General features: G+C 62.8%; 17 protein-coding genes and 1 tRNA gene. 10 read left to right on the top strand and 8 right to left on the bottom strand.

Features of this window, described 5'->3' with window-relative positions; genetic code table 11:
• Positions 1-15 precede the first annotated feature (15 nt).
• Positions 16-1248 carry an acetyl-CoA acetyltransferase gene (locus tag R4P70_RS07490; protein WP_020970394.1) on the bottom strand — a complete coding sequence of 411 codons (1233 nt, stop codon included), beginning with the start codon at positions 1246-1248 and terminating at the stop codon, positions 16-18.
• Between the two features lie 123 nt (positions 1249-1371).
• On the opposite strand from R4P70_RS07490, the gene R4P70_RS07485 reads away from it, so the two are divergent.
• From R4P70_RS07485 to R4P70_RS07465, 5 genes are all read left to right on the top strand, one after another.
• Complete coding sequence (locus tag R4P70_RS07485) at positions 1372-2583, top strand: acetyl-CoA C-acyltransferase (protein WP_019744813.1); 1212 nt, start codon at positions 1372-1374, stop codon at positions 2581-2583.
• Positions 2580-3503 carry an SDR family NAD(P)-dependent oxidoreductase gene (locus tag R4P70_RS07480; RefSeq protein ID WP_084325249.1) on the top strand — a complete coding sequence of 308 codons (924 nt, stop codon included), beginning with the start codon at positions 2580-2582 and terminating at the stop codon, positions 3501-3503. The genes R4P70_RS07485 and R4P70_RS07480 overlap by 4 nt, the downstream gene beginning before the upstream one ends.
• Before the next feature lie 38 nt (positions 3504-3541).
• A complete protein-coding gene (locus R4P70_RS07475; RefSeq protein ID WP_317830613.1) occupies positions 3542-4324 on the top strand; it encodes a DUF1295 domain-containing protein in 783 nt (260 codons plus the stop codon).
• Positions 4321-5187 carry an acyl-CoA thioesterase gene (locus R4P70_RS07470; protein ID WP_317830612.1) on the top strand — a complete coding sequence of 289 codons (867 nt, stop codon included), beginning with the start codon at positions 4321-4323 and terminating at the stop codon, positions 5185-5187. The genes R4P70_RS07475 and R4P70_RS07470 overlap by 4 nt, the downstream gene beginning before the upstream one ends.
• A gap of 81 nt (positions 5188-5268) precedes the next feature.
• On the top strand, positions 5269-6285 hold the full coding sequence (locus R4P70_RS07465) for a helix-turn-helix domain-containing protein (protein ID WP_317830611.1): 1017 nt from the start codon (positions 5269-5271) through the stop codon (positions 6283-6285).
• A gap of 9 nt (positions 6286-6294) precedes the next feature.
• On the opposite strand, the gene R4P70_RS07460 is transcribed toward R4P70_RS07465, so the two are convergent.
• Positions 6295-7674 (bottom strand): LLM class flavin-dependent oxidoreductase, encoded by a 1380-nt coding sequence (locus tag R4P70_RS07460; protein WP_317830610.1) that lies wholly within the window; start codon positions 7672-7674, stop codon positions 6295-6297.
• Positions 7675-7916: 242 nt separating this feature from the next.
• Between R4P70_RS07460 and R4P70_RS07455 the strand changes: the two genes are divergently transcribed.
• From R4P70_RS07455 to R4P70_RS07445, 3 genes are all read left to right on the top strand, one after another.
• Positions 7917-7989: transfer RNA gene (locus tag R4P70_RS07455), tRNA-Arg, on the top strand.
• A gap of 284 nt (positions 7990-8273) precedes the next feature.
• Positions 8274-8597, top strand: a complete 324-nt coding sequence (locus R4P70_RS07450) for a DUF4234 domain-containing protein (RefSeq protein WP_317830609.1) — start codon at positions 8274-8276, stop codon at positions 8595-8597.
• Between the two features lie 297 nt (positions 8598-8894).
• Complete coding sequence (locus tag R4P70_RS07445; RefSeq protein ID WP_069146427.1) at positions 8895-9857, top strand: formylglycine-generating enzyme family protein; 963 nt, start codon at positions 8895-8897, stop codon at positions 9855-9857.
• 1 nt (position 9858) lies between these two features.
• Here R4P70_RS07445 and R4P70_RS07440 read toward each other — a convergent pair whose 3' ends face one another.
• Entirely contained in the window at positions 9859-10776 is a 918-nt protein-coding gene (locus tag R4P70_RS07440; protein WP_029255969.1) for a TauD/TfdA dioxygenase family protein, read from the bottom strand.
• 35 nt (positions 10777-10811) lie between these two features.
• Positions 10812-11480: a TetR family transcriptional regulator gene (locus R4P70_RS07435; RefSeq protein ID WP_021332258.1), complete on the bottom strand. Its 669-nt coding sequence runs from the start codon at positions 11478-11480 to the stop codon at positions 10812-10814.
• A gap of 204 nt (positions 11481-11684) precedes the next feature.
• Between R4P70_RS07435 and R4P70_RS07430 the strand changes: the two genes are divergently transcribed.
• Complete coding sequence (locus tag R4P70_RS07430) at positions 11685-14021, top strand: arylsulfatase (protein ID WP_317830608.1); 2337 nt, start codon at positions 11685-11687, stop codon at positions 14019-14021.
• Positions 14022-14094: 73 nt separating this feature from the next.
• On the opposite strand, the gene R4P70_RS07425 is transcribed toward R4P70_RS07430, so the two are convergent.
• From R4P70_RS07425 to R4P70_RS07410, 4 genes are all read right to left on the bottom strand, one after another.
• Complete coding sequence (locus tag R4P70_RS07425) at positions 14095-15597, bottom strand: DUF4173 domain-containing protein (protein ID WP_317830607.1); 1503 nt, start codon at positions 15595-15597, stop codon at positions 14095-14097.
• A 108-nt stretch (positions 15598-15705) separates the two neighbouring features.
• Positions 15706-16701 carry a sensor histidine kinase gene (locus tag R4P70_RS07420; protein ID WP_020908707.1) on the bottom strand — a complete coding sequence of 332 codons (996 nt, stop codon included), beginning with the start codon at positions 16699-16701 and terminating at the stop codon, positions 15706-15708.
• Positions 16698-17384 carry a response regulator transcription factor gene (locus R4P70_RS07415; protein ID WP_317830606.1) on the bottom strand — a complete coding sequence of 229 codons (687 nt, stop codon included), beginning with the start codon at positions 17382-17384 and terminating at the stop codon, positions 16698-16700. The genes R4P70_RS07420 and R4P70_RS07415 overlap by 4 nt, the downstream gene beginning before the upstream one ends.
• Positions 17385-17449: 65 nt before the next feature.
• Positions 17450-17983 carry an NlpC/P60 family protein gene (locus R4P70_RS07410; protein WP_029255974.1) on the bottom strand — a complete coding sequence of 178 codons (534 nt, stop codon included), beginning with the start codon at positions 17981-17983 and terminating at the stop codon, positions 17450-17452.
• Positions 17984-18233: 250 nt separating this feature from the next.
• Here R4P70_RS07410 and R4P70_RS07405 point away from each other — a divergent pair, with 250 nt between their 5' ends.
• Positions 18234-19358: a serine hydrolase domain-containing protein gene (locus R4P70_RS07405; protein ID WP_317830604.1), complete on the top strand. Its 1125-nt coding sequence runs from the start codon at positions 18234-18236 to the stop codon at positions 19356-19358.
• Positions 19359-19360: the final 2 nt, after the last annotated feature.

Below are 19360 nucleotides of genomic sequence, written 5' to 3'. Positions count from 1 at the left end.
GGCTGGGCTGCACTTTCAGGAAACTGCGTCGACGACAAAACTGACGGTGGTGGCCGTACTTCCACCGAAGTTGAGCGTCGCAAAGCGGCTCGCACCCTCGACTTGGAAACCGCCGGCCTTTCCCGTCACCTGATGGGCCGCGTCGAGAAGCATTCGAACACCACTGGCACCCACCGGATGACCACCGCCGATCAGACCGCCGCTGGGGTTGATCGGTAGCTTGCCGCCCATGGCGATGTCACCACTCTCGATGGCTTTCCACGACTCGCCGGGCGCGGTCAGACCGATGTGGTCGATCGCGAGATACTCACTCGCCGTGAAACAATCATGTGTTTCGATCCCGTCTATCCCGGCCAGGTCGACTCCGGCCCGGGAGAAGGCACCCATCACCGCATCCCGAACGTGTGGCATCACGTAGGGATTATCGGCGTCGCGGGCCAGCTTCTGCTCGAGACCTAAACCAACAGTCCGGTGACCCCAGCCCGCGATCTGGGCCAGCGGAGTCGCCGCAGCACCCGGGTGCTCACGGAGGTACTTGTCCGTCACCAGCACAACCCCGGCGCCACCGTCGGTCACCTGGCTGCAATCGAATCGTCGAACACCGCCTTCCACAACAGGATTGGTGGCGTCGTCGCCGCCTGCATTCCCGAGCAGATCGGGTACCGCCCAACCGCGTGTCTGTGCATTGGGGTTGTTCTTCGCGTTCGCGAAATTGATCTGCGAGATCGCGCGAAGGTGAGATTCGTCGATCCCGTAGCGCCGCCCGTACTCCTTCGAAACACGATCGAACATGTACGGCCACATGAATTTTGCTTCCTGACCTTCGTGTCCGACCCAGGCTGCAGCGCCCAGATGTCCGGCCGCGTCATCACCCGGAACCGTCTTCTCCAGTTCGATACCCATCACCAGAGCCGCGTCGTAGTTGCCGGCGCGCAGGTCTGCCATCGCCGCAAGTACAGCGATACTGCCCGATGCGCACGCCGCCTCGTGCCGGGACGAGGGCACACCCCATAGATCTGGATGCACGGTGGCGGGCATCGCACCCAGCTGACCTTGGCCGGCAAACAATTGACCGAAGGCATTACCGACGTGGATCACCTCGATGTCGGTGGCAGGAACCTTCGCCGCGGCCAGAGTGTGGTTCGCCACCTCTTCGGCAAGGTTCGCGAAATCGAGTCCCTCGCGGGTGAAGTTCCGTGCGAAGTCGGATTGATACCCGCCGAGAATCCAAATGTTCGAAACAGTCATGACCTCTCCCCTTGCCGATCCGGCATCGGTGACGTCACCGAGATACCCGTGCATCGGCGGTTGTAATTTCATCGCAACCGTACTACAACTAGCAGAGTAACTCTACTAATTGAAGGGTTGAAAATGACTGATGCTTTTGTCCTCGACTACGTGCGCACACCGCGCGGCCGAGCATCGACGCGAGGTGCCCTCCACGAACACAGCCCAGTCGATCTTGTCGTCCACCTGGCCAAGGCTTTGCAGGGTCGAACGAACCTCGCCGCAGAGCAGATCGACGACGTCGTTCTCGGTTGCGCATCGCAGGTGGACGAGCAGGGCGCGAACATCGCGAGAACTGCCGCACTCCTTGCCGGTTGGGGCGATTCCGTTCCCGGCGCGACCCTCAATCGTTTCTGCGCATCCGGCGTCGACGCAGTCGGCCAGAGCGCAGCCCGCATTCGCAGCGACGACGTGTCCCTCGTCGTGGCCGGTGGCGTCGAAAGCGTCTCCCGCACTCCGATGTTCAGTGATCGCGGACCGCTGTGGACCGACCCGGCAACCATCGCGCAGATCGGCTCCATCCATATGGGTGTTGCCGCCGACTTGAATGCCACGATCGAGGGGTACTCCCGCGACGAGTTGGATGCGTACGGCGTCGAAACCCAGCACAAGGCTGCCGAGGCCTGGCGCAACGGCGCATTCGAGCGGTCCGTTGTGCCAGTTCCCGGCAGAAATGGTGAAGCCGGAATCGCGCACGACGAACTGGTCAGGGCAGAGACGACGGCAGAGGGACTCGCAGCGCTGCCTCCGGCCTTCGAAGGGCTCGGCGCCGCCGGTCAGGATGCACTCGCGCTCGCCGCCTACCCTGAGGTCGGCAAGATCGAACACCTGCACACCGTCGGATCCTCTCCCGCCATGGCCGACGGCGCAGCACTACTACTCCTCGGATCCGAGAAAGCCGCGGCCAGAGCCGGCCTGACCCCTCGCGCACGGATCATCGGATCCGCCTCGACTTCGGTGAATCCGGTTCTCATGCTCACGGCGGGCCAGAGCGCCGTGGAGGCAGTCATCGCTCGAGCCGGGCTTCGTCCACAGGACATCGACGTGTTCGAGTTCGCAGAGGCCTTCTCCGCGCTCTGCCTACGGTTCCGCCGCGATCTTGACGCCGGGCCGGACCGCATGAACCCCAACGGCGGCACGATGGCGATGGGCCATGCATTCGGCGCCACCGGAGCAATTCTCGTCGGCGCGTGCGTCGACGAACTGGTACGGAGCGACGGACGCTACGGTGTGGCCGCGGTCAGCGGCGCCGCCGGTGTCGGAGTCGCGGTGCTCGTCGAACGGATCGCCTCGTGACCGCCAGTTCACTCTCGGGCCGCGTTGCCGTCGTCACGGGAGGGGGTAAGGGCCTCGGCCGTTCCGTCGCACTGCATCTCGCGAGCCGAGGGGTCACGGTGATCGTCAACAATCGAAATCGCACCGTCGACGCGAGCGGCCGGGGTCCTGCAGATCAGGTTGTCGACGAAATCCTCGAAGCCGGTGGCCACGCCGTCGCCAACCACGACGACGTCACCGACCCCGAGGTCGGTCGAAAGTTGGTGGACGACGCTCTCACTCGGTTCGGACGACTCGATTTCTGCATCACCAGTGCCGCGGTCAGCGGTCCACAGATGCTCCATCGCACCACCGCCGAGAACCTCAGCACCGTCATCACGACAAACGTCGTCGGGACCGCGCTGGTTGCCGCTGAAGCCTCCCGAGTGATGCGCGAAGCCGGATTCGGGCGCATCGTGATGATTGCCTCGACCGCAGGACTGCACGGCGAACCCACCGTATCCGCCTACGCCGCCAGTAAGGGTGCCGTCATCGCACTGGGCCGCACCGCGGCCGGCGAAGGTGCGAGTCGGAATGTGTTCACCAATGTCGTACTGCCCTATGCCACTACGCAGATGACCGAGTCCGGAATGGACCCACGATTCATCGACATCATGGGGGCCGACCTGGTAGCCCCGGTGGTCACTGCTCTCGTCGATCCCGAGTCCACGACCAACGGGCAGGTGATCGTCACCGCAGGTAACGGAGTGCGTTCGGCCGACGCCGTCGAGGGCTCGACCGAATTCTTGCCCACCACCACAGAACTCGATGCCAAAGCGCTCGACGCACTGCTCGTGACCAGCCGGCTCGGCACTCCTCACACCTATCCGAGCGCACAGGAAGCCTTCGCGGACTTCGCTTCCGAACTGCTCGACCACCACAATCAGAAAGCGCGCGCATGACCGACATCCCATTGGGCGACCTTGCAAGGAACTTCGGTGTGAGCGCACTCGCCGTGCTCGTCTTCATCGCAGTCGTGATGGCCGTAGCCATCCGGATGAACAATCACTCGATCATCGACATCTGTTGGGGGCCTGGCTTCGCCGTCGTCGCCGTCGTCTCGTACCTGACGTCCATCGGATCGGACGGCAACGATCTGCGTCGCCTCGTGGTGCTGGCACTGACCGTGGTGTGGGGAATGCGACTCGGCCTCTACATCGGTTTCCGAAACCGTGAGCACGGGCAGGACAAGCGCTACACTGCCCTGCTCAAACATCAACAGGGACCGCTGGTTCCGTTCCTGATTCGCAAAATCTACGGCCTCCAGGGCGTCCTCATTCTCGTGGTGTCGCTGCCCGTCCAGTTTACGATGTACGAGTTTCGCGCCCTCGGAGTCCTCGGTGCGATCGGCATCGCAGTCTGGACCGTCGGCTTCGTCTTCGAATCGGTTGGCGACTACCAACTTTCCCGCTTCAAGGCAGATCCGGCCAATTCGGGAATGGTGATGGATCGTGGACTCTGGGCCTGGACCCGGCATCCCAACTACTTCGGTGACGCATGTGTCTGGGTCGGACTGTTCATCCTCGCGCTTGGTGATCCATTGGCTCTGATCACGATCGTCTCGCCGATCGTCATGATCAAACTACTGGTGAGCTACAGCGGTAAGGCCTTGCTCGAACGAGGCATGCGTAAGAGCAAAGGCCAGGCCTACGACGACTACGTCGCCCGGACCAGTGGCTTCTTTCCCCGTCCGCCCCGTCCGGCACGAAACCACGCGTCGTGAGCGCCCCCACGAGTGGTCTCGCCGACGTCTTCGATCTGGAATCGACCGGCCCGGACCGGTGGCAGGGGTCGAACGACGGTGTTCGTCTACCTCAATTGTTCGGCGGCCAACTGGTAGCCCAGTCGATTCTCGCAGCCGGGCACACGGTTACCGACGGCAAAGCGATCAGTTCCGTCCACACGCACTTCCTTCGCCCGGGGTCGACGAATCGCGCAACCGAGTTCTCGGTAGATCGCCTTCGGGATGGAAAACGCCTGTCCACCAGAGGCGTCGACGTCCACCAGGACGGACGACTCGTCTGCCGTTCGACGGTCTCTGCTTCCTCGATCGACGAGGGCATCACTCACAGTCGCGCCGTACCCGCCGCACTCCCGCCCGCTGAGTGCGTGACGTTGCAGGAGTTGGCCGAGGCAGACGGTGGGCTGGGTGAGGTGTGGGAGGAGTTCTCCGCCATCGAGATTCGTGTGTCCCCCCTCGATTCGCAGTCCCCCACGACGCATTCGGCGGCGCCTCCGCGCAACATCTGGATGCGTTCGGCTCAGCGACTGAGCGACGATCCGCTGATTCACGTCGCTGCTCTCGCCTATGCCAGTGATCTGATGCTGATGGCAACCGCGCTGACTCCGCACGGCTACGACATCGGGCAGGAGCACTCGCTCGATACGGATTGGACGGGCGTGTCCCTCGATCACACGATGTGGTTTCAGCGTCCCGTGCGAGCGGACGAGTGGCTCCTCTTCGAGCATTCGACACCCACTGCTCATGCCGGCAGAGCAGTCGTGAATGCCGCGGTCTTCGATCAGTCCGGACTCCAGATCTGCCAAACCACCCAGGAAGCGTTACTCATTGCCCGTATCGAGTGATTCCCGACTCTTTCTGCAGACCACTCGGTACGGTCTCGCGGTGCCGCAGGGTTCGCGGCCTATGATTTCGGGGTGGTACGAGTGAATGCAACCGGATCTTCGGCGTCGGCCGGATCTCCGACACCCACGCCGTCGGTGGGCGTCACCGAGTTGCCTGCGGGCGGACCCAACGCACTGGCGGTCACGCTCGGGCTACTGGGAGACGAGTGGAACCTCTGGATTCTGCGGTTCGCCCTTTTGGGATCGCGTCGATACAACGACTGGCTGGCTCTCGGGGGAATCTCCAACTCCGTGCTGTCCTCACGGTTGGCAGTCCTGACGGCCGGCGGAATGCTCGAGCGCCGGGAGTACCAGCAGAACCCGCCGAGGCACGAATACTCGGTCACTCGCAAAGGCCAGTCGATCTGGCCGGTCCTCATCACCATGTGGTCGTGGGAGAAGCAGTGGGCACCGAATGAAACCGCGCCACTACCGCCACTACGGCACAGCACCTGCGGAAACGACTTCACTCCGATCCTGCGTTGCAAGGAGTGCGGCGAGGACGTCGACGTGCGATCCCTGGACTCCCAAATGGGGCCGAGTGGGGACTTCTCACGCAGTGTGCCCGAAGCAACGTCGAGGCGCCGCTCCACCAAGTCCGAACGCCGACCGGAAATCCTGGCTCACACGATGGAACTCGTCGGCAATCGCTGGTCGGCAGCGATCATCGGGGCAGCTTTCCGCGGTGCCCGTCGCTACGGAGAGTTCGCCGAGATCACCGGTGCGCCGCCGGCAATCGTCGCCGATCGGTTGAAGCACCTCACCGAGATCGGTGTGATGGAAACGCGGCCGCTTCCGGATCGCCCACAGTGGTCGGAGTATCGACTCACCGAAAAGGGAACCGCCTACTTCCCCGTCGTGATGTGCATGATCTCGTGGGGTCAGCGCTGGTTCAGATCCGCGGACGGTCCGGACATCGTTCTCCACCACAAGGCGTGTGGAAAGCGGTTCGAAGCAAGGCTGGGTTGTAGTGCGTGTGGTGAGGAACTGAGGTCTTCGGACATCGAGGCGATCGACCTCACCACCTCGGTGCACGTGCCGGGGTCCGGCTGGTCCTGAGATCCCCACTCAGCCGGCAGTGCGGATCCGGTCGAAGCTCCGGCCTCGGTGTTCGAGCGGCAGCCTGTCCCCTCGCCCGAACAATTTGTTGCGCAGCGTCCCCGCTTCGTAGTCGCCCTGGTAGGCGCCCCTCCTCGTCAGCTCCGGAATCACATGCTCCACAATATCTTCGAAGGTTCCAGGAGTCACCGCGTACGCGAGATTGAAACCGTCGACGTCGGTCTCGGCAACCCACTCCTGCAACTCGTCGGCGACCTCCGCCCCGGAACCGACAACGATCGGGCCGAGCCCGCCGATGCCCGCCCACTCCGCGATGTCTCCCACCGTCCACTCGCCGCCCTTCTCGTCGGCCTGACGAAACGATGCGACCGCGGATTGAATGGCGTTGCTCTCGACGTTCCCGATCGGCTCGTCCGCTCGGTATCCGGAGAGGTCGATTCCCATCCACCCCGAGGTGAAAACGAGCGCGCCTTCACTACTCGCGTAACTGCGGTAGTCCTCGAGCTTCGCCTGGGCCAACTCGGGGGTTCGGTCGGTGATGATCGTCAACAGTGTGTAGATGCGGGCCGAGTACGGATCGCGCCCGACCTTCGTCAGTTCGTTTCGGATTCGGGCAACGGTGTCTTTGAGAATCGCCTTTGTCGGTGCACCGACAAAGATCGCCTCGGCATTCTCGGCGGCGAACCGAACCCCGCGTGGCGACGCGCCGGCCTGGAAGATGACCGGCGTCCGCTGCGGAGAAGGTTCGGAGATGTGGATGCCCGGAACCGTGAAGTGCTTGCCTTCGTGCTCGATCGGATGAACCTTGGAGGGGTCCGTGTAGACCCCGGTGGTTCTGTCACGCACCACCGCGTCGTCTTCCCACGACGTTTCCCACAACTTGTAGAGAACTTCGAGGTACTCGTCCGCGTGGTCGTAGCGATCGTCGTGCTGGAGTTGGTCGTCCTCGCCCATGTTCCGTGCGGCCGACGGGAGGTATCCGGTGACCACGTTCCACCCGATTCGCCCGTTCGTCAGGTGGTCGAGGGTGCTCAAGCGCCGTGCGAACGGGTACGGATGCTCGAAAGCTGTACCTGCGGTGATACCGAAGCCCAAGTGCTCGGTCACGGCAGCCATCGCCGACGCCAGCAGTAGCGGGTCCGAGACCGGTACCTGCGCGCCCTGCCGCAGCGCTGCGTCGTGATTGCCGCCGTACACGTCGTATGTTCCCAACACATCGGCCAGGAACAGCCCGTCGAATCGTCCACGTTCGAGGAGCTTCGCCAATTCCGTCCAGTACCTCAGATCCGTGTACCTGGACGACTGGTCCTCCGGGTGACGCCACAGACCTGGCGATTGGTGGGCGACGCAGTTCATGGCAAAGGCGTTGAAGCGGATTCTGCGGGTCATTCCCGCACCATGCCGTGCCTGCACCGCAGTGACCACCATTGCGATCAGTGCGATCGGTTCGGCTCCTGCTTGCACCCGGCGATACCGTCGACTTCGCGACCTCGTCGGCGGGCCGCTACACTGACTAGCGCAGCTGTGACGCCCGAGGCTTCGTGCCGACAGGTCGAGCGGATGCAACAGTAGTATCGGGAAGCGAAAACCCCGGCAGCACAGGGTTTTCAGCGCTTGCCGGTACGCTCCCCGCCCTCGTAGCTCAGGGGATAGAGCATTCCTCTCCTAAAGGAAGGGTCGCAGGTTCGAATCCTGCCGAGGGCACATTTGGAATCTCAAGCGCAGATGGGAATGCGTTCTCAAGCAACGAACAATTGCATCGGCCCAACCTCGGGCGCCGCGCTTTCCCGCGTGATCACAGCCAAATTTGCGTTTGAAGTATGCGAGTCACCTCGATCGGCTGATCATAAATCCCGTCCGTCTGGTTTGATAACTGCACACTCGCCGAGCAAAGTGCGAGCAACAGACTCGAAGGACAGCGTAATGACGCAACAAGGGATTCAGTTACCGGTTCAGCAAACCCCGATTCGGAACAAGGGCCGTGGGGTTTGTGGTGGCTGACGGTAATCACCTTCGGAATCTATTACCTCGTCTGGTACGACCGCATCAACGGCGAACTGGCAAGCTTCACCGGGAATCAACGTGAGGGCTGGACGCGCTGGTGGTCGCAGATCATCCCGTTCTACGGCCTTGTGGGACTATCCCGTACGGCGAAGCGGCTGAACCAGGCCCACGGGATTGTGAACTCGTCCGTGACGGTCTCCCCGGTGACGACTTGGCTATGTGCACCGGCATGGTTCGGATCGCAAACGCGTTACCTGCAGCGACGGATCAACACCCTCGCCGACATCCAGGCGAGTCACAGAATCTAACACCATCGAGCGGAGCCCCCGCCTGGAGAGGTGGGGGCTGTCCCGTCTCGCGGAACCAGTAATCTCTCGCCCAAGGGCCTGCTTGTCTCGATCACTGGCCAGACCGGCAACTTCAAACTGGCTGCAGTGCAGCGAAATAGATCGATTGATCGACAAGGGAGTCGATCCGAGTTGTTTCGCCTAAATCCTGATCTACGGAGGCTGCGACACGGAGCATTTCGACGCTCCGTGTAAGTGTCGAGACACTCGGTGGGACTCTCCCTACATCGGCGTGACCAACGTGCCATTCTTGAATTCATGACGACGCCTCACTCCACGGCAACTCCCCCGAAGAACATGTCTTTGATCCCGGGTGGGACGTACTGGATGGGCTCCGAAGACTTCTATCCGGAAGAACGCCCAGTTCACCAGGTCACCGTCGACGGATTCTGGATGGACACGACGGCGGTGACAGTCGCCGAGTTCCGACGCTTCGTGAAGGCAACCGGCCACGTCACCACTGCTGAAATCGCCCCGGATGCCGCCGACTATCCCGACGCCGATCCAGCCCTCCTCGTCCCGGGATCGTTGGTCTTCAATTCGCCACCCGGCCCGGTTTCACTCGACGACTACACCCGGTGGTGGTCGTTCACTCCCGGCGCCGATTGGCGCCATCCCGAGGGCTCCGACAGCAACATCGGGGGACGTGAACGGCACCCCGTCACCCACGTGTCGTACTTCGACGCCCAGGCCTACGCCGCGTGGGCCGGCAAGGAACTCCCGACCGAGGCCGAGTGGGAGTTTGCCGCCCGCGGCGGACTCGATCGCCAGGCCTACGTGTGGGGCGATCACGACTCTCCGGGCGGGCGGCCCGGTGGCAACGTGTGGCAGGGCCAGTTCCCCTGGGAGAACCTCCTCGAGGACGGGTACGAGCGCACCGCTCCGGTCGGAAAGTTCCGGCCAAACGGCTACGGACTGCTCGACATGGCCGGGAACGTGTGGGAATGGACGGCCGATCACTACACGTCCGACCACGCCCACAGTTCCAAGAACGTCGCGCCGGCCTCGTCGTGCTGCATTCCTCGCAATCCCCGCGCGGAGTTCGCCACCGAGGCCTTGGCCGGCGAACCCTACGCACGACGGGTGATCAAGGGCGGCTCACATCTGTGTGCACCGAACTACTGCTTGCGATATCGCCCTGCCGCGCGGCAGGGCGAATCCGAGGAGTCCTCGACCTGCCACGTCGGCTTCCGGTGCATCATCCGCATTCCGCAGGAGTAGATCAGAAGGGCCGGTCCCCCAGGATGGCCACCCGCTCCATGACGCGGCGATGAGGGAAGTAGTCGCTCGCAGCGTAGTGCTGGGTGGCCCGGTTGTCCCAGAAGGCAATGGAATTCGGCGCCCACTTGAAGCGGCACTGAAAGTCCGGGACCTTGACCTGCGCGAACAATAGGTTGAGCAGATCGTTGCCTTCGACAGGATCCATATCCGGAATGTGGGTGGTGAAGAGGCTGTTGACGAACAGAGTCTTACGCCCGGTCTCCGGATGCTTACGCACCATCGGATGCAGAACCGGCGGGTACTGCTCCTTCATCTGCTCCAACTTCTCCGGGCTCATGCCGCGTCCGAAGGACGGCACAAAATCGTGGATGGCGTCCTTGCCGTCGATCAAGTCCTTGATCTCGTCGGGGAGGCAGTCGAAGGCGTTACCCATATCGGCCCAGAGCGTGTCACCACCGGCAGGCGGTACGTCGATCGCCCGAAGTACTGAACCGAGCGGCGGCGTCTTCGTCCAGGTGACGTCGACGTGCCAGATGTTCTCCGTTCCTGGACTGTCCTCTCCGCGTTCGAATCTGACGACTGCCGGGACCTCTCCCTGCGGGAGAAGTGGATGAACCTCGAGTTCACCCCAATGGGCCGCGAAGTCACGATGATTCAAGCTCGAAATCGGCTGGTCCCGAAAGAACACGACCTTCCATTCGAGGAGGGCCCGGCGCACGTCCTCGATCTGCTCCTCCGACGGATCACGCAAGTCGATATCGCTGATCTCGGCACCGATGAACGGTGTGACGGGTGTCAGAGTGAACCGCTCGTACGGCCTCGATTCAACGCCTTCCGGATTGCGCCTCATTCCGCGTGGTCCGAATTCGATTGTGTGATTGCCGATTTGGACTGTTCGTGATGATGTAAGGGTAGCCATCGAATGACTCCGTCCTGTCGTGTCGTGTCGCGGGGTCACACGTCAGTCGACGCGTGCACCCGCTTTGCTCGTGTGCGTTTGTGTGCGCTTTGGGGCGCGGTCAGTGCTCCTACCGCGAGATCGACCAGATGATCCACCGTCGTATCGAAATCTGCCTGCACAACGGGGTTTTCGTCTTCGCGGCGCTGCTCGAAGATGGCCAGAGCAGAGACGCTCATGTTGAACGTCAGATCGATCCGTTCAACCGCGACGCGGCGGGGCAGATGCGGCAACGCCCGCGTCAACCTGCCGACTACCTCGTTGATTCCTTCACTGACCTCGCGAAACTCAGCACTTTGTGTATCTACTGACGGTGAAATTCTCGCGATGAACCGCGCATAGTTGGACCCGTCGACCGTCGCCATGAAATCGGCCAGCGGGTACAGGAAGGCTTCGACCAAAGCACGGACCAGATCGGTCCGCCCACTGGCGTCGACGTCGTCGAGATACGTCAGTCGCGCTGCATTGATCTGATCCATCCGATGCCGGAATACGGCCAGCACCAGACCGTCTCGCCCGCCGAAGTGATACTGAACTGCAGAGTTGTTGCGCTGCCCGGCCGCAGTCGCCACGTCCCGCATGGACACTTCGTGAATACCGTGCTCGGCGAACATCCGCTCGGCGACGGCGATCATGGCGTTCTTGGCATCCAACGAGGCGGGCATATACCGACCATATAAGTCACTGACTTAATTCCGCAAGACCCACCCCTGTGCGCGGTTAGGGAGTGCAGGGACTCCTTAACCACTCACAGGGGTGATTGTCCCAGTCAGCGAGACCTACGCCGCCAACTGAATTCCGATCGATACGCTCCAAATTAAGACGACTGCTTAATCGACCCGGTTTTGCACACGCCAAGGAGCCTGCTGGTGAATCGCCATTCCATCCCGATCATTCCCGAGACGCCGAACGTCGCGGCCGCCGTGTACTACCCCGATCAGAATCCCCCGTACACCCGCCCGGAACCGCTTCGCCCGCCGGTCGGGGCCCCGAACGTGCTGCTGATCATGATCGACGACGTCGGATTCGGCGCACCCTCCGCGTTCGGCGGCCCGTGCCGCACCCCCACCGCCGAGCGTTTGGCCGAAACCGGCGTGAAATACAGCCGATTCCACACCACGGCTCTGTGCTCGCCGACGCGTGCCGCCACACTGACCGGGCGCAACCACCACAGTGTCGGTATGGGTGTCATCTCCGAAATGGCCAACGCGGCACCGGGATACAACGGGACCCGTCCCGCCTCTGCCGCCACGGTCGCACGCGTCCTGCAGGGAAACGGCTATGCGACGGGCGCTTTCGGCAAGATGCACCAGACCCCGACGTGGGAGACCACCGCTGCCGGGCCGTTCGATCGGTGGCCGGTCCGTGAGGGTTTCGACAAATTCTACGGTTTTCTCGGTGCCGAGTCCGATCAGTTCACCCCGGTTCTCTACGAGGACTTCACGATGGTCGACTTACCCAAGACGCCACAGGAGGGTTACCACCTGTCCGAAGATCTCGTCGACCACGCGATCGAATGGGTCGAGGGTGTCAACACGATGGACCCGGACAAGCCGTGGTTCTGCTACCTCCCCTTCGGCGCGTGCCACGCTCCACTCCAGGTCCCGGACCGCTACCTGGACAAGTACGTCGGCGAATTCGATCACGGGTGGGATCGCCAACGTGAGATCACCCTCCAAAAGCAGAAGGAACTGGGTGTCGTCGCTCCTGACACCGAGTTGGCCCCCTGGGCTCCGGGGCTCCCGCACTGGGACGAACTCGACGACGACCAGAAGAAGGTCTCGGCCCGTTTGATGGAGTTGTACGCGGCATTTCTCGAGCACACCGACGACGAGGTAGGCAGGCTCGTCGACCGGTTGCAGGAAATGGGTGTACTCGACAACACTCTGGTGCTCTACATGCTGGGTGACAACGGCGCCTCCGCCGAGGGCGGCATGGAGGGCTCGTTCAATTACCTCGCCGGCCTCAACGGTTACAAGAGTGCGACATCCGACGTACTGGCGCGCTACGACGAATTGGGGACCGAAACCAGCTACCCGCACTATCCGGCGTCGTGGGCTCTGGCTCTCGACACCCCGTACCAGTGGGCCAAGCAGGTTGCGTCCCACTACGGCGGTACCCGAAACGGTCTGATCGCCCACTGGCCCAAGGGGATCGACAAGCCAGGAATCAGGGAGCAGTGGCATCACTGCGTCGACATCACGCCGACAATCCTGGAAGCTGCCGGCATTCCGGCACCGACCAGCGTCGACGGGGTCACCCAGAAACCGATGGAAGGCGTGGCGATGAACTACACCTTCGCCGAGCCCGACGCCGAAGAGCGCCACACCACACAGTATTTCGAGATCTTCGGCAACCGCGGAATCTACGATCACGGTTGGACCGCAGTCACGGCCCACCGCGCACCCTGGCTGATGGCCACTCACGGCCTCGAGCTCACACCGATGAGCGAAGACCGTTGGGAGCTGTACGACACCTCGGTCGACTGGTCGCAGGCCCGCAATCTCGCGGACGAGCATCCCGAGATCCTGGCCCGGCTCAAGGAAAAGTTCCTCGTCGAGGCGGCCAAATATCAGGTGTTGCCGCTGGACGACAGAACGGTCGGTCGCCACGCCACCGCGGAATCACGACCCCCGCATCCGATGATGGGCCGCAAGACCCTCACGCTGTACCCACACATGAACGGCCTGGTCGAGAAAGCCGCGCCGACGTTCTTCAACCGCTCGTACACGCTGACCGCAAGTCTGGGTAGCGTCGCCGACGGCATGCTGGTCAGCCTCGGTGGCCGGTTCGGCGGATTCGCTTTGTACATACTCGATTTCGTCCCCGTCTACTGCTACAACTTCAGCGGCGGCGGTCGGACCTTCGTGCGTGGGCGCAACCCGCTGGCACCCAATGCACGCGAGGTGTCCGTCCACTTCGAGTACGACGGCGGCGGAATCGGCAAGGGTGGAACCGCAACCCTGAGCGTCGACGACGAGGTGGTCTCCGAGGGCCGGATCGAGAAGACCACTCGGGCGATCTTCAGCATGAACGAACAGCTCGACGTCGGCATCAACCGGGGAAGCCCGGTCGCGGAAGAGTTCGCGGACACGGGCACGTTCCGCTACGGCGGCAAACTCAACAGCGTGACGGTCGACTTACGCTCCACCCGCGACGTGGTGTCCGCGGAGGAACGGGAGAAAATCTCACTCGCCGTGCACTGATCGAACAGGCGACGCTCGCCGATTGTGCAGCCGCGCGCGATACCTGCCGTGCGGCTGCACAATCGCCCTGCGTCTATCCGACCGTGTACATCTGCAGGCACGGCCCCACCGGGCGAGCTTCCAGGATGTCGCGCGCCTTCTCACGCGCTGCGTTGAACTCCCAGGGCGCAGTGGTACCCGGCACTCCGAATCGATATCTGCTCAAGGCACATGAACGCTGCGGTTCCGGTAGACGATCCAAGGCAGGTACCGCGTCGACAGAGAGCCCGTGCAAGTAGGAAACGTCGATGCTCTTGCCGCCCTCGAACCGCTCCACGTTCTTTTGCGCGATGTACGCATCGGGGTTGAACACCGCGAAGGCCAGCAGCGCGACGGCCGAAGTGGCGAGAACGGCTGTGGGCAGCCACTTCCCGGACATCCGAATACCTGCGACGAGCAACAACACGAACACGAAGCCCAGAAGCAGCTCTGTCGCGAAGACGCTGACCCGGAGCACCGTGAAACCGTACTGATTCTCGTACAACCACATCCGGTGCACAGCGGATGCCACGATCACCAGACTGAAGAGGCACAGTGCACCCAACAGTCCGCGGGCAAGACGCCTCGATCCAGCGTCGCGGCGGTCGATGTACCGCACTGCGACGGCGATGACGAGCAGCGTCAGCACGGTAACCGCCATGAGCTGCCAGAAACCCTCACGCGCGTAGTCCGCGTAGGTCAGTCCGTCGGTCACCTGTACGTGCTCGTCTCCCCCGAACAGCGTCTTCGTCTGTACTGCAACAAAACCGAGGAACAGCACGTTGAGTACTCCGAGCGGGACCGCCCACTCCCACATCGGCAACGGCGTCGCCGGCGCAGGTGCAAACGCGTCCACCGTCGGCGTTCTGCGACGCAGGTACACCGCAACCAGCGTGCCGAACGCCATCACCACGCCGGCAAAGATCCGTGCCCCCGGGTTCGACACCGAGATGGCAGGAGCGAAGCCGCCGAAGATCTTCGCGAACTCCGGATCCGCACTCACGAACAAAGATCCGAAAATCAGCAGGAGAAGAATCGACACTGCGCTCACGACGACAACTCGCGCCGCCGGCACCCGCGGAGCGGAGCGGGTAGCGAGTTTTCGACGACGAACGAAGTTGACCGTCCGGTGGGGTGCCCGCCAGGGAGCGAACGTTCCCAGAAGTATTCCGGTCCACGTCCGCCCGCCGATCAGAGTCCACGTGAACAGAACCCACGCAGCTACGACGCAGAGGAACACCAACCACTCCGCACCGCGAACGGCGGCAACGCCCAGAAGTGCGAGCATCCCCATCGCGGCGGCCCACTGCGTCGTAGACATCCGCGGCGGCGTCAGAATCCCGAACACGATCACTACGCCGACACCGACGATCACGTACGCGATACTCACGAACCCTGGATCGAGGATCAGGGCCGCCAGCGCCCCAACGCCGCTCGCGCCGACGAGCATCGAGCGGGTGGCCATCGACGTGCGATCGGGACGCCAGAACCGGCTGGGTCGCTTGGGTTTTGCAACAGGTATCGGCGCTTTCGGCGGAATGATTATTGGAGCGCTCATGTGATCTCCCATGTTTCGGGTTCAAATTTCGGGTTCGGAACTACAGGCGAATGTCTGATGAAGGCATGCGCCATCGCGAGATCTCTCGATCTCGTTGGAAACTTTGATTCAGCTCTGCGGCAGCACTACTCGAATGCAGCAGCCAGACGGGGCATCGACGACGGCGATCCTGCCGTCATGTAATTCGACCGCCCACTTCGCGATCGCGAGGCCGAGCCCGGTACCCCCGTCGGTCGATCCGCCGCGGATGAAGCGGTCGAACACTCGCTCACGGGCTTGTGGCTCGATGCCGGGGCCGTCGTCGTGGACATCGAGCACCAACTCCCCTGCACTGCCGGTACGCACTCGGATGACAACTTTCGTGTCGACGTTCCCGTGCTGAACCGCGTTGTCCACCAGGTTGGTCACCACCTGATGGAGGCGATCCGGATCGGCTACCACGGACAATTTCGGAGGCTTGACGTCTATCTCGATGTCGCCCGCACTCACACTCGACAGCTCACGTAGGAACGGCTCGACCTCGAAACGGCGGCGCTTCAACGGCATGGCGCCACCCTCGAGTTTCGAGAGGTCGAGAAGGTCGGCCACCAGCGCTCCCAGTCGTTCCGTCTGCCGCAACGCCGATTTCATCATCGCCGGATCCGGTTCTTCGACACCGTCGACGACGTTTTCGAGCATGGCTTGCAAAGCGGTGATGGGCGTCCGTAATTCGTGGGAGACGTTGCCGATCAACTCGCGGCGGTACCGGTCGTCGGCCCCGAGGTCCTCGGCCATCCGGTTGAACGCATGGGCGAGTTCGCCTACTTCGTCGCGGGAAGTCGCTCGTACCCGCCGCGAATAATCGCCGCGCGCCATCGCCTTCGCCGCGGCTGTCATCTCGCGAAGCGGTGACGTCATTCCGTGTGCGAGCACTTGTGTAACTCCGAGAGCGACAACCAACGCTGTCAGGAGAGCAAAACGAAATGGTTGTTGCGACGTCAGCCAGAAACCGCCCGCGGCGAACAACAACGCTGCGACAACCAGGAGGCCGACCTTCACTTTGAACGATCGCATCGGGTCCAGCGGCCGCGGCCACCGTGCAAAGAGTCGGTCGACGCCGCTCATCGCGGCACGTCCCAGGCGTACCCGACGCCGTGAACGGTCCGGATCACGGAAGGTCCGAGCTTGCGTCGTAGAGCCTTGACGTGGCTGTCGACGGTCCGACTACCCGCTCCCTCACCCCAGCCCCAGATCTCCTCGAGCAGCGACTCCCGCGGGATCGCCGCTCGCGGCCGCTCCGCCAGGTAGGCGATGAGATCGAATTCGGTGCGAGTCAGGTGGACTTCCTGCGTATCACGACGCACTCGACGTTCGGTCAGGTCGATCACGACGTCGCCGAACTCGAGCAAGTCGGCCACCGGGCGAGCAGCGTGCTCCGCACGATCAGCGCGCCGAAGCAATGCCTGAACACGGGCGACGAGGACACGCATGCTGAACGGCTTGCTCAAATAATCGTCGGCCCCGACGCCGAGACCTATCAGCATGTCGGTTTCATCGGCACGAGCGGTCAACATCAGCACGGGCACCGGGCGCACGGCCTGGATGCGGCGGCAGACTTCGAGGCCGTCGAATCCCGGCATCATCACGTCGAGCACCACTAGGTCGGCGTCCATCTGCTCGCAGCGGGTCACAGCACTGGGACCGTCGAATGCCAACTCGACGTCGTAGCCCTCGGCACGCAGCCTCGCTGCGATGGACTCGCAGATACTGACCTCGTCGTCGACCACGAGCAATCTTCGCTGACTCATGGAACTGACTGTATTCGGCCCTCGTGGATGAACCTGGGAGGACTTGTGAAGGTTCTGTGCAGGTTCTAGAACCTGCGGATGTTGTTGATCGGCAGATCCGCCAGCGGCGTCAGTCCGGTCGGAACACCAACTCCGTAGGCGTTGAACACCATTCCGAATCCGGCGTAGATGCCGACGTGCGTCGCACCGGGGTAGAAGGTGATGACATCGCCGGGCGCGAGGGCCCACCGAGGAACCGGCTGTCCGACGTTGGCCTGCTGTTGGCTGGTCCTTGGCAGATTCACTCCCGCCTGCCGAAACGCCCATTGCACCAGCCCGGAGCAGTCCCACGAGTTCGGCCCGACTCCGCCCCATTGGTAGGGCTTTCCGGTCTGAGTGCTCGCTGCTGCCAGCGCGATCAGGCCTGCCGGACTCGGAATGGGGAGGGCGGCTGATCCGCTGCTGATGCTTCCTGCGCTTCCCAGGCTGCCGGAGCTCCCGCTACTGCCGCCGCTACCGAGGCTCCCCGGGTCGGCCGAGGCGGGGGCAGCGGAGAGCAACAGGACGCTTCCGGTCAGCAGAGCAGCGACCGTTCCCGTGCGGAGTGTCGACTTCTTCATGCATCCGTCCTTCGTGGGAGTCGTTTCGGCGCGCGGCAGCGCACCTCGATAGCCGTGAACTGGTAAGACACGTGAAAACAAACACTTCGTTCGGATGTTAACGGCGTAGACGTGGTGTTCGGACAGGAATCATTGATCCCATTTGTCGGTTTTCGACAAACAGGCCTTACGTCCCGGCCTGGCAAAGATCAGGGAATGATCGGGGATTTCCTGGATCCGTCGGAGCCGGCGGATCCCTAGATTCGAAATCATGCGCTCATACGTCCTTGTCGCCGCGGTCATCATCGGAGCCACCACGGCGCTGATCGGTTGCTCGACGCTCCAGCGCGCAGTGGAGATTCAATCGGATCTCGACGGACTCACCAGGTCGGGTGTCGTCGGGTCGATCGCAACACTCGACGACGGCACCACGACGGCTGTCATGACCAGCGGCGTACCCAATCGGACCAACGGCGATTCGATCGGCAAGAATGATCGGGTCCGGATCGGAAGTGTGACAAAGACATTCACCGCTTCACTCGTCCTGCAGTTGGTGGCCGAAGGCAAGGTCGACCTCGACGCACCGATCGAGCAGTACCTCCCGGGCCTACTGCACGGCAGTGACATGGACGGCAGTGACATGGACGGCAGTGGCACAGACGGTAGCGCAATCACCGTGCGGCAACTGTTGCAACATCGCAGCGGCCTACCCGAGTTCGCCGGAGAACCCGGCGCCGACGAATGGATTGCCGCAAACGAGGACCGAACGCTGACGCCGTCCGCCGCGGTCGCCATCGCCCTCGGCAAACCGGCGCAATTCGTCCCCGGAACGTCGTTCGTCTACACCAACACCAACTACATCGTTCTCGGAATGCTCGTCGAATCGGTGACCGGCCGCAGCTACGCCGACGAACTTCAGTCTCGGATACTCGACCCGCTGGACCTGGAAGACACGTACCTCCCGGCGGCCGGTGAGCGCGACATCAGGGGCGATCACCTGACGGGCTATCAGGATCTCGATGGTGGCCTGACCGATGTTTCCCGCACGGAACCGTCGATCCCCTGGTCTGCCGGAGCGATGGTCTCGACGGGCACAGACCTGAACGCCTTCTGGCGCGCGCTACTCGACGGGCAGGTGGTGCCGGCCGAGCAGCTTGCCGAGATGACCACCCCTCAGGTCGGCGCCACCGAAGCCGAGGGGCTCGGGTACGGGATGGGCGTCGGCGCCACCGAACTTCCCTGCGGCGTCACCTATACCGGCCACAGTGGCGGGATCTACGGGTACTACACGCTGTCCGGTGCGACGCCGGATCGTGCGTTCACCGTGACGCTGACGTCGACGCCGAAGGACCAGCCGGACACCGTCGCGATACTCTCGCACGCGCTCTGCCCCTGACG

This window comes from Rhodococcus sp. IEGM 1241 (genome assembly GCF_033142365.1).
Lineage (GTDB): Bacteria > Actinomycetota > Actinomycetes > Mycobacteriales > Mycobacteriaceae > Rhodococcus_F > Rhodococcus_F erythropolis.
The sequence above is the reverse complement of the archived record's forward strand: the minus strand, read 5'-3'. Positions and strand labels throughout refer to the sequence as shown.

What these genes read in the sequence shown, in the direction of transcription:
- R4P70_RS07490 (WP_020970394.1), bottom strand. Translation starts at nt 1,248, where the DNA reads ATGACTGTTTCGAACATTTGGATTCTCGGCGGGTATCAATCCGACTTC.
- R4P70_RS07485 (WP_019744813.1), top strand. Translation starts at nt 1,372, where the DNA reads ATGACTGATGCTTTTGTCCTCGACTACGTGCGCACACCGCGCGGCCGA.
- R4P70_RS07460 (WP_317830610.1), bottom strand. Translation starts at nt 7,674, where the DNA reads ATGACCCGCAGAATCCGCTTCAACGCCTTTGCCATGAACTGCGTCGCC.
- R4P70_RS07445 (WP_069146427.1), top strand. Translation starts at nt 8,895, where the DNA reads ATGACGACGCCTCACTCCACGGCAACTCCCCCGAAGAACATGTCTTTG.
- R4P70_RS07440 (WP_029255969.1), bottom strand. Translation starts at nt 10,776, where the DNA reads ATGGCTACCCTTACATCATCACGAACAGTCCAAATCGGCAATCACACA.
- R4P70_RS07435 (WP_021332258.1), bottom strand. Translation starts at nt 11,480, where the DNA reads ATGCCCGCCTCGTTGGATGCCAAGAACGCCATGATCGCCGTCGCCGAG.
- R4P70_RS07425 (WP_317830607.1), bottom strand. Translation starts at nt 15,597, where the DNA reads ATGAGCGCTCCAATAATCATTCCGCCGAAAGCGCCGATACCTGTTGCA.
- R4P70_RS07420 (WP_020908707.1), bottom strand. Translation starts at nt 16,701, where the DNA reads ATGAGCGGCGTCGACCGACTCTTTGCACGGTGGCCGCGGCCGCTGGAC.
- R4P70_RS07415 (WP_317830606.1), bottom strand. Translation starts at nt 17,384, where the DNA reads ATGAGTCAGCGAAGATTGCTCGTGGTCGACGACGAGGTCAGTATCTGC.
- R4P70_RS07410 (WP_029255974.1), bottom strand. Translation starts at nt 17,983, where the DNA reads ATGAAGAAGTCGACACTCCGCACGGGAACGGTCGCTGCTCTGCTGACC.
- R4P70_RS07405 (WP_317830604.1), top strand. Translation starts at nt 18,234, where the DNA reads ATGCGCTCATACGTCCTTGTCGCCGCGGTCATCATCGGAGCCACCACG.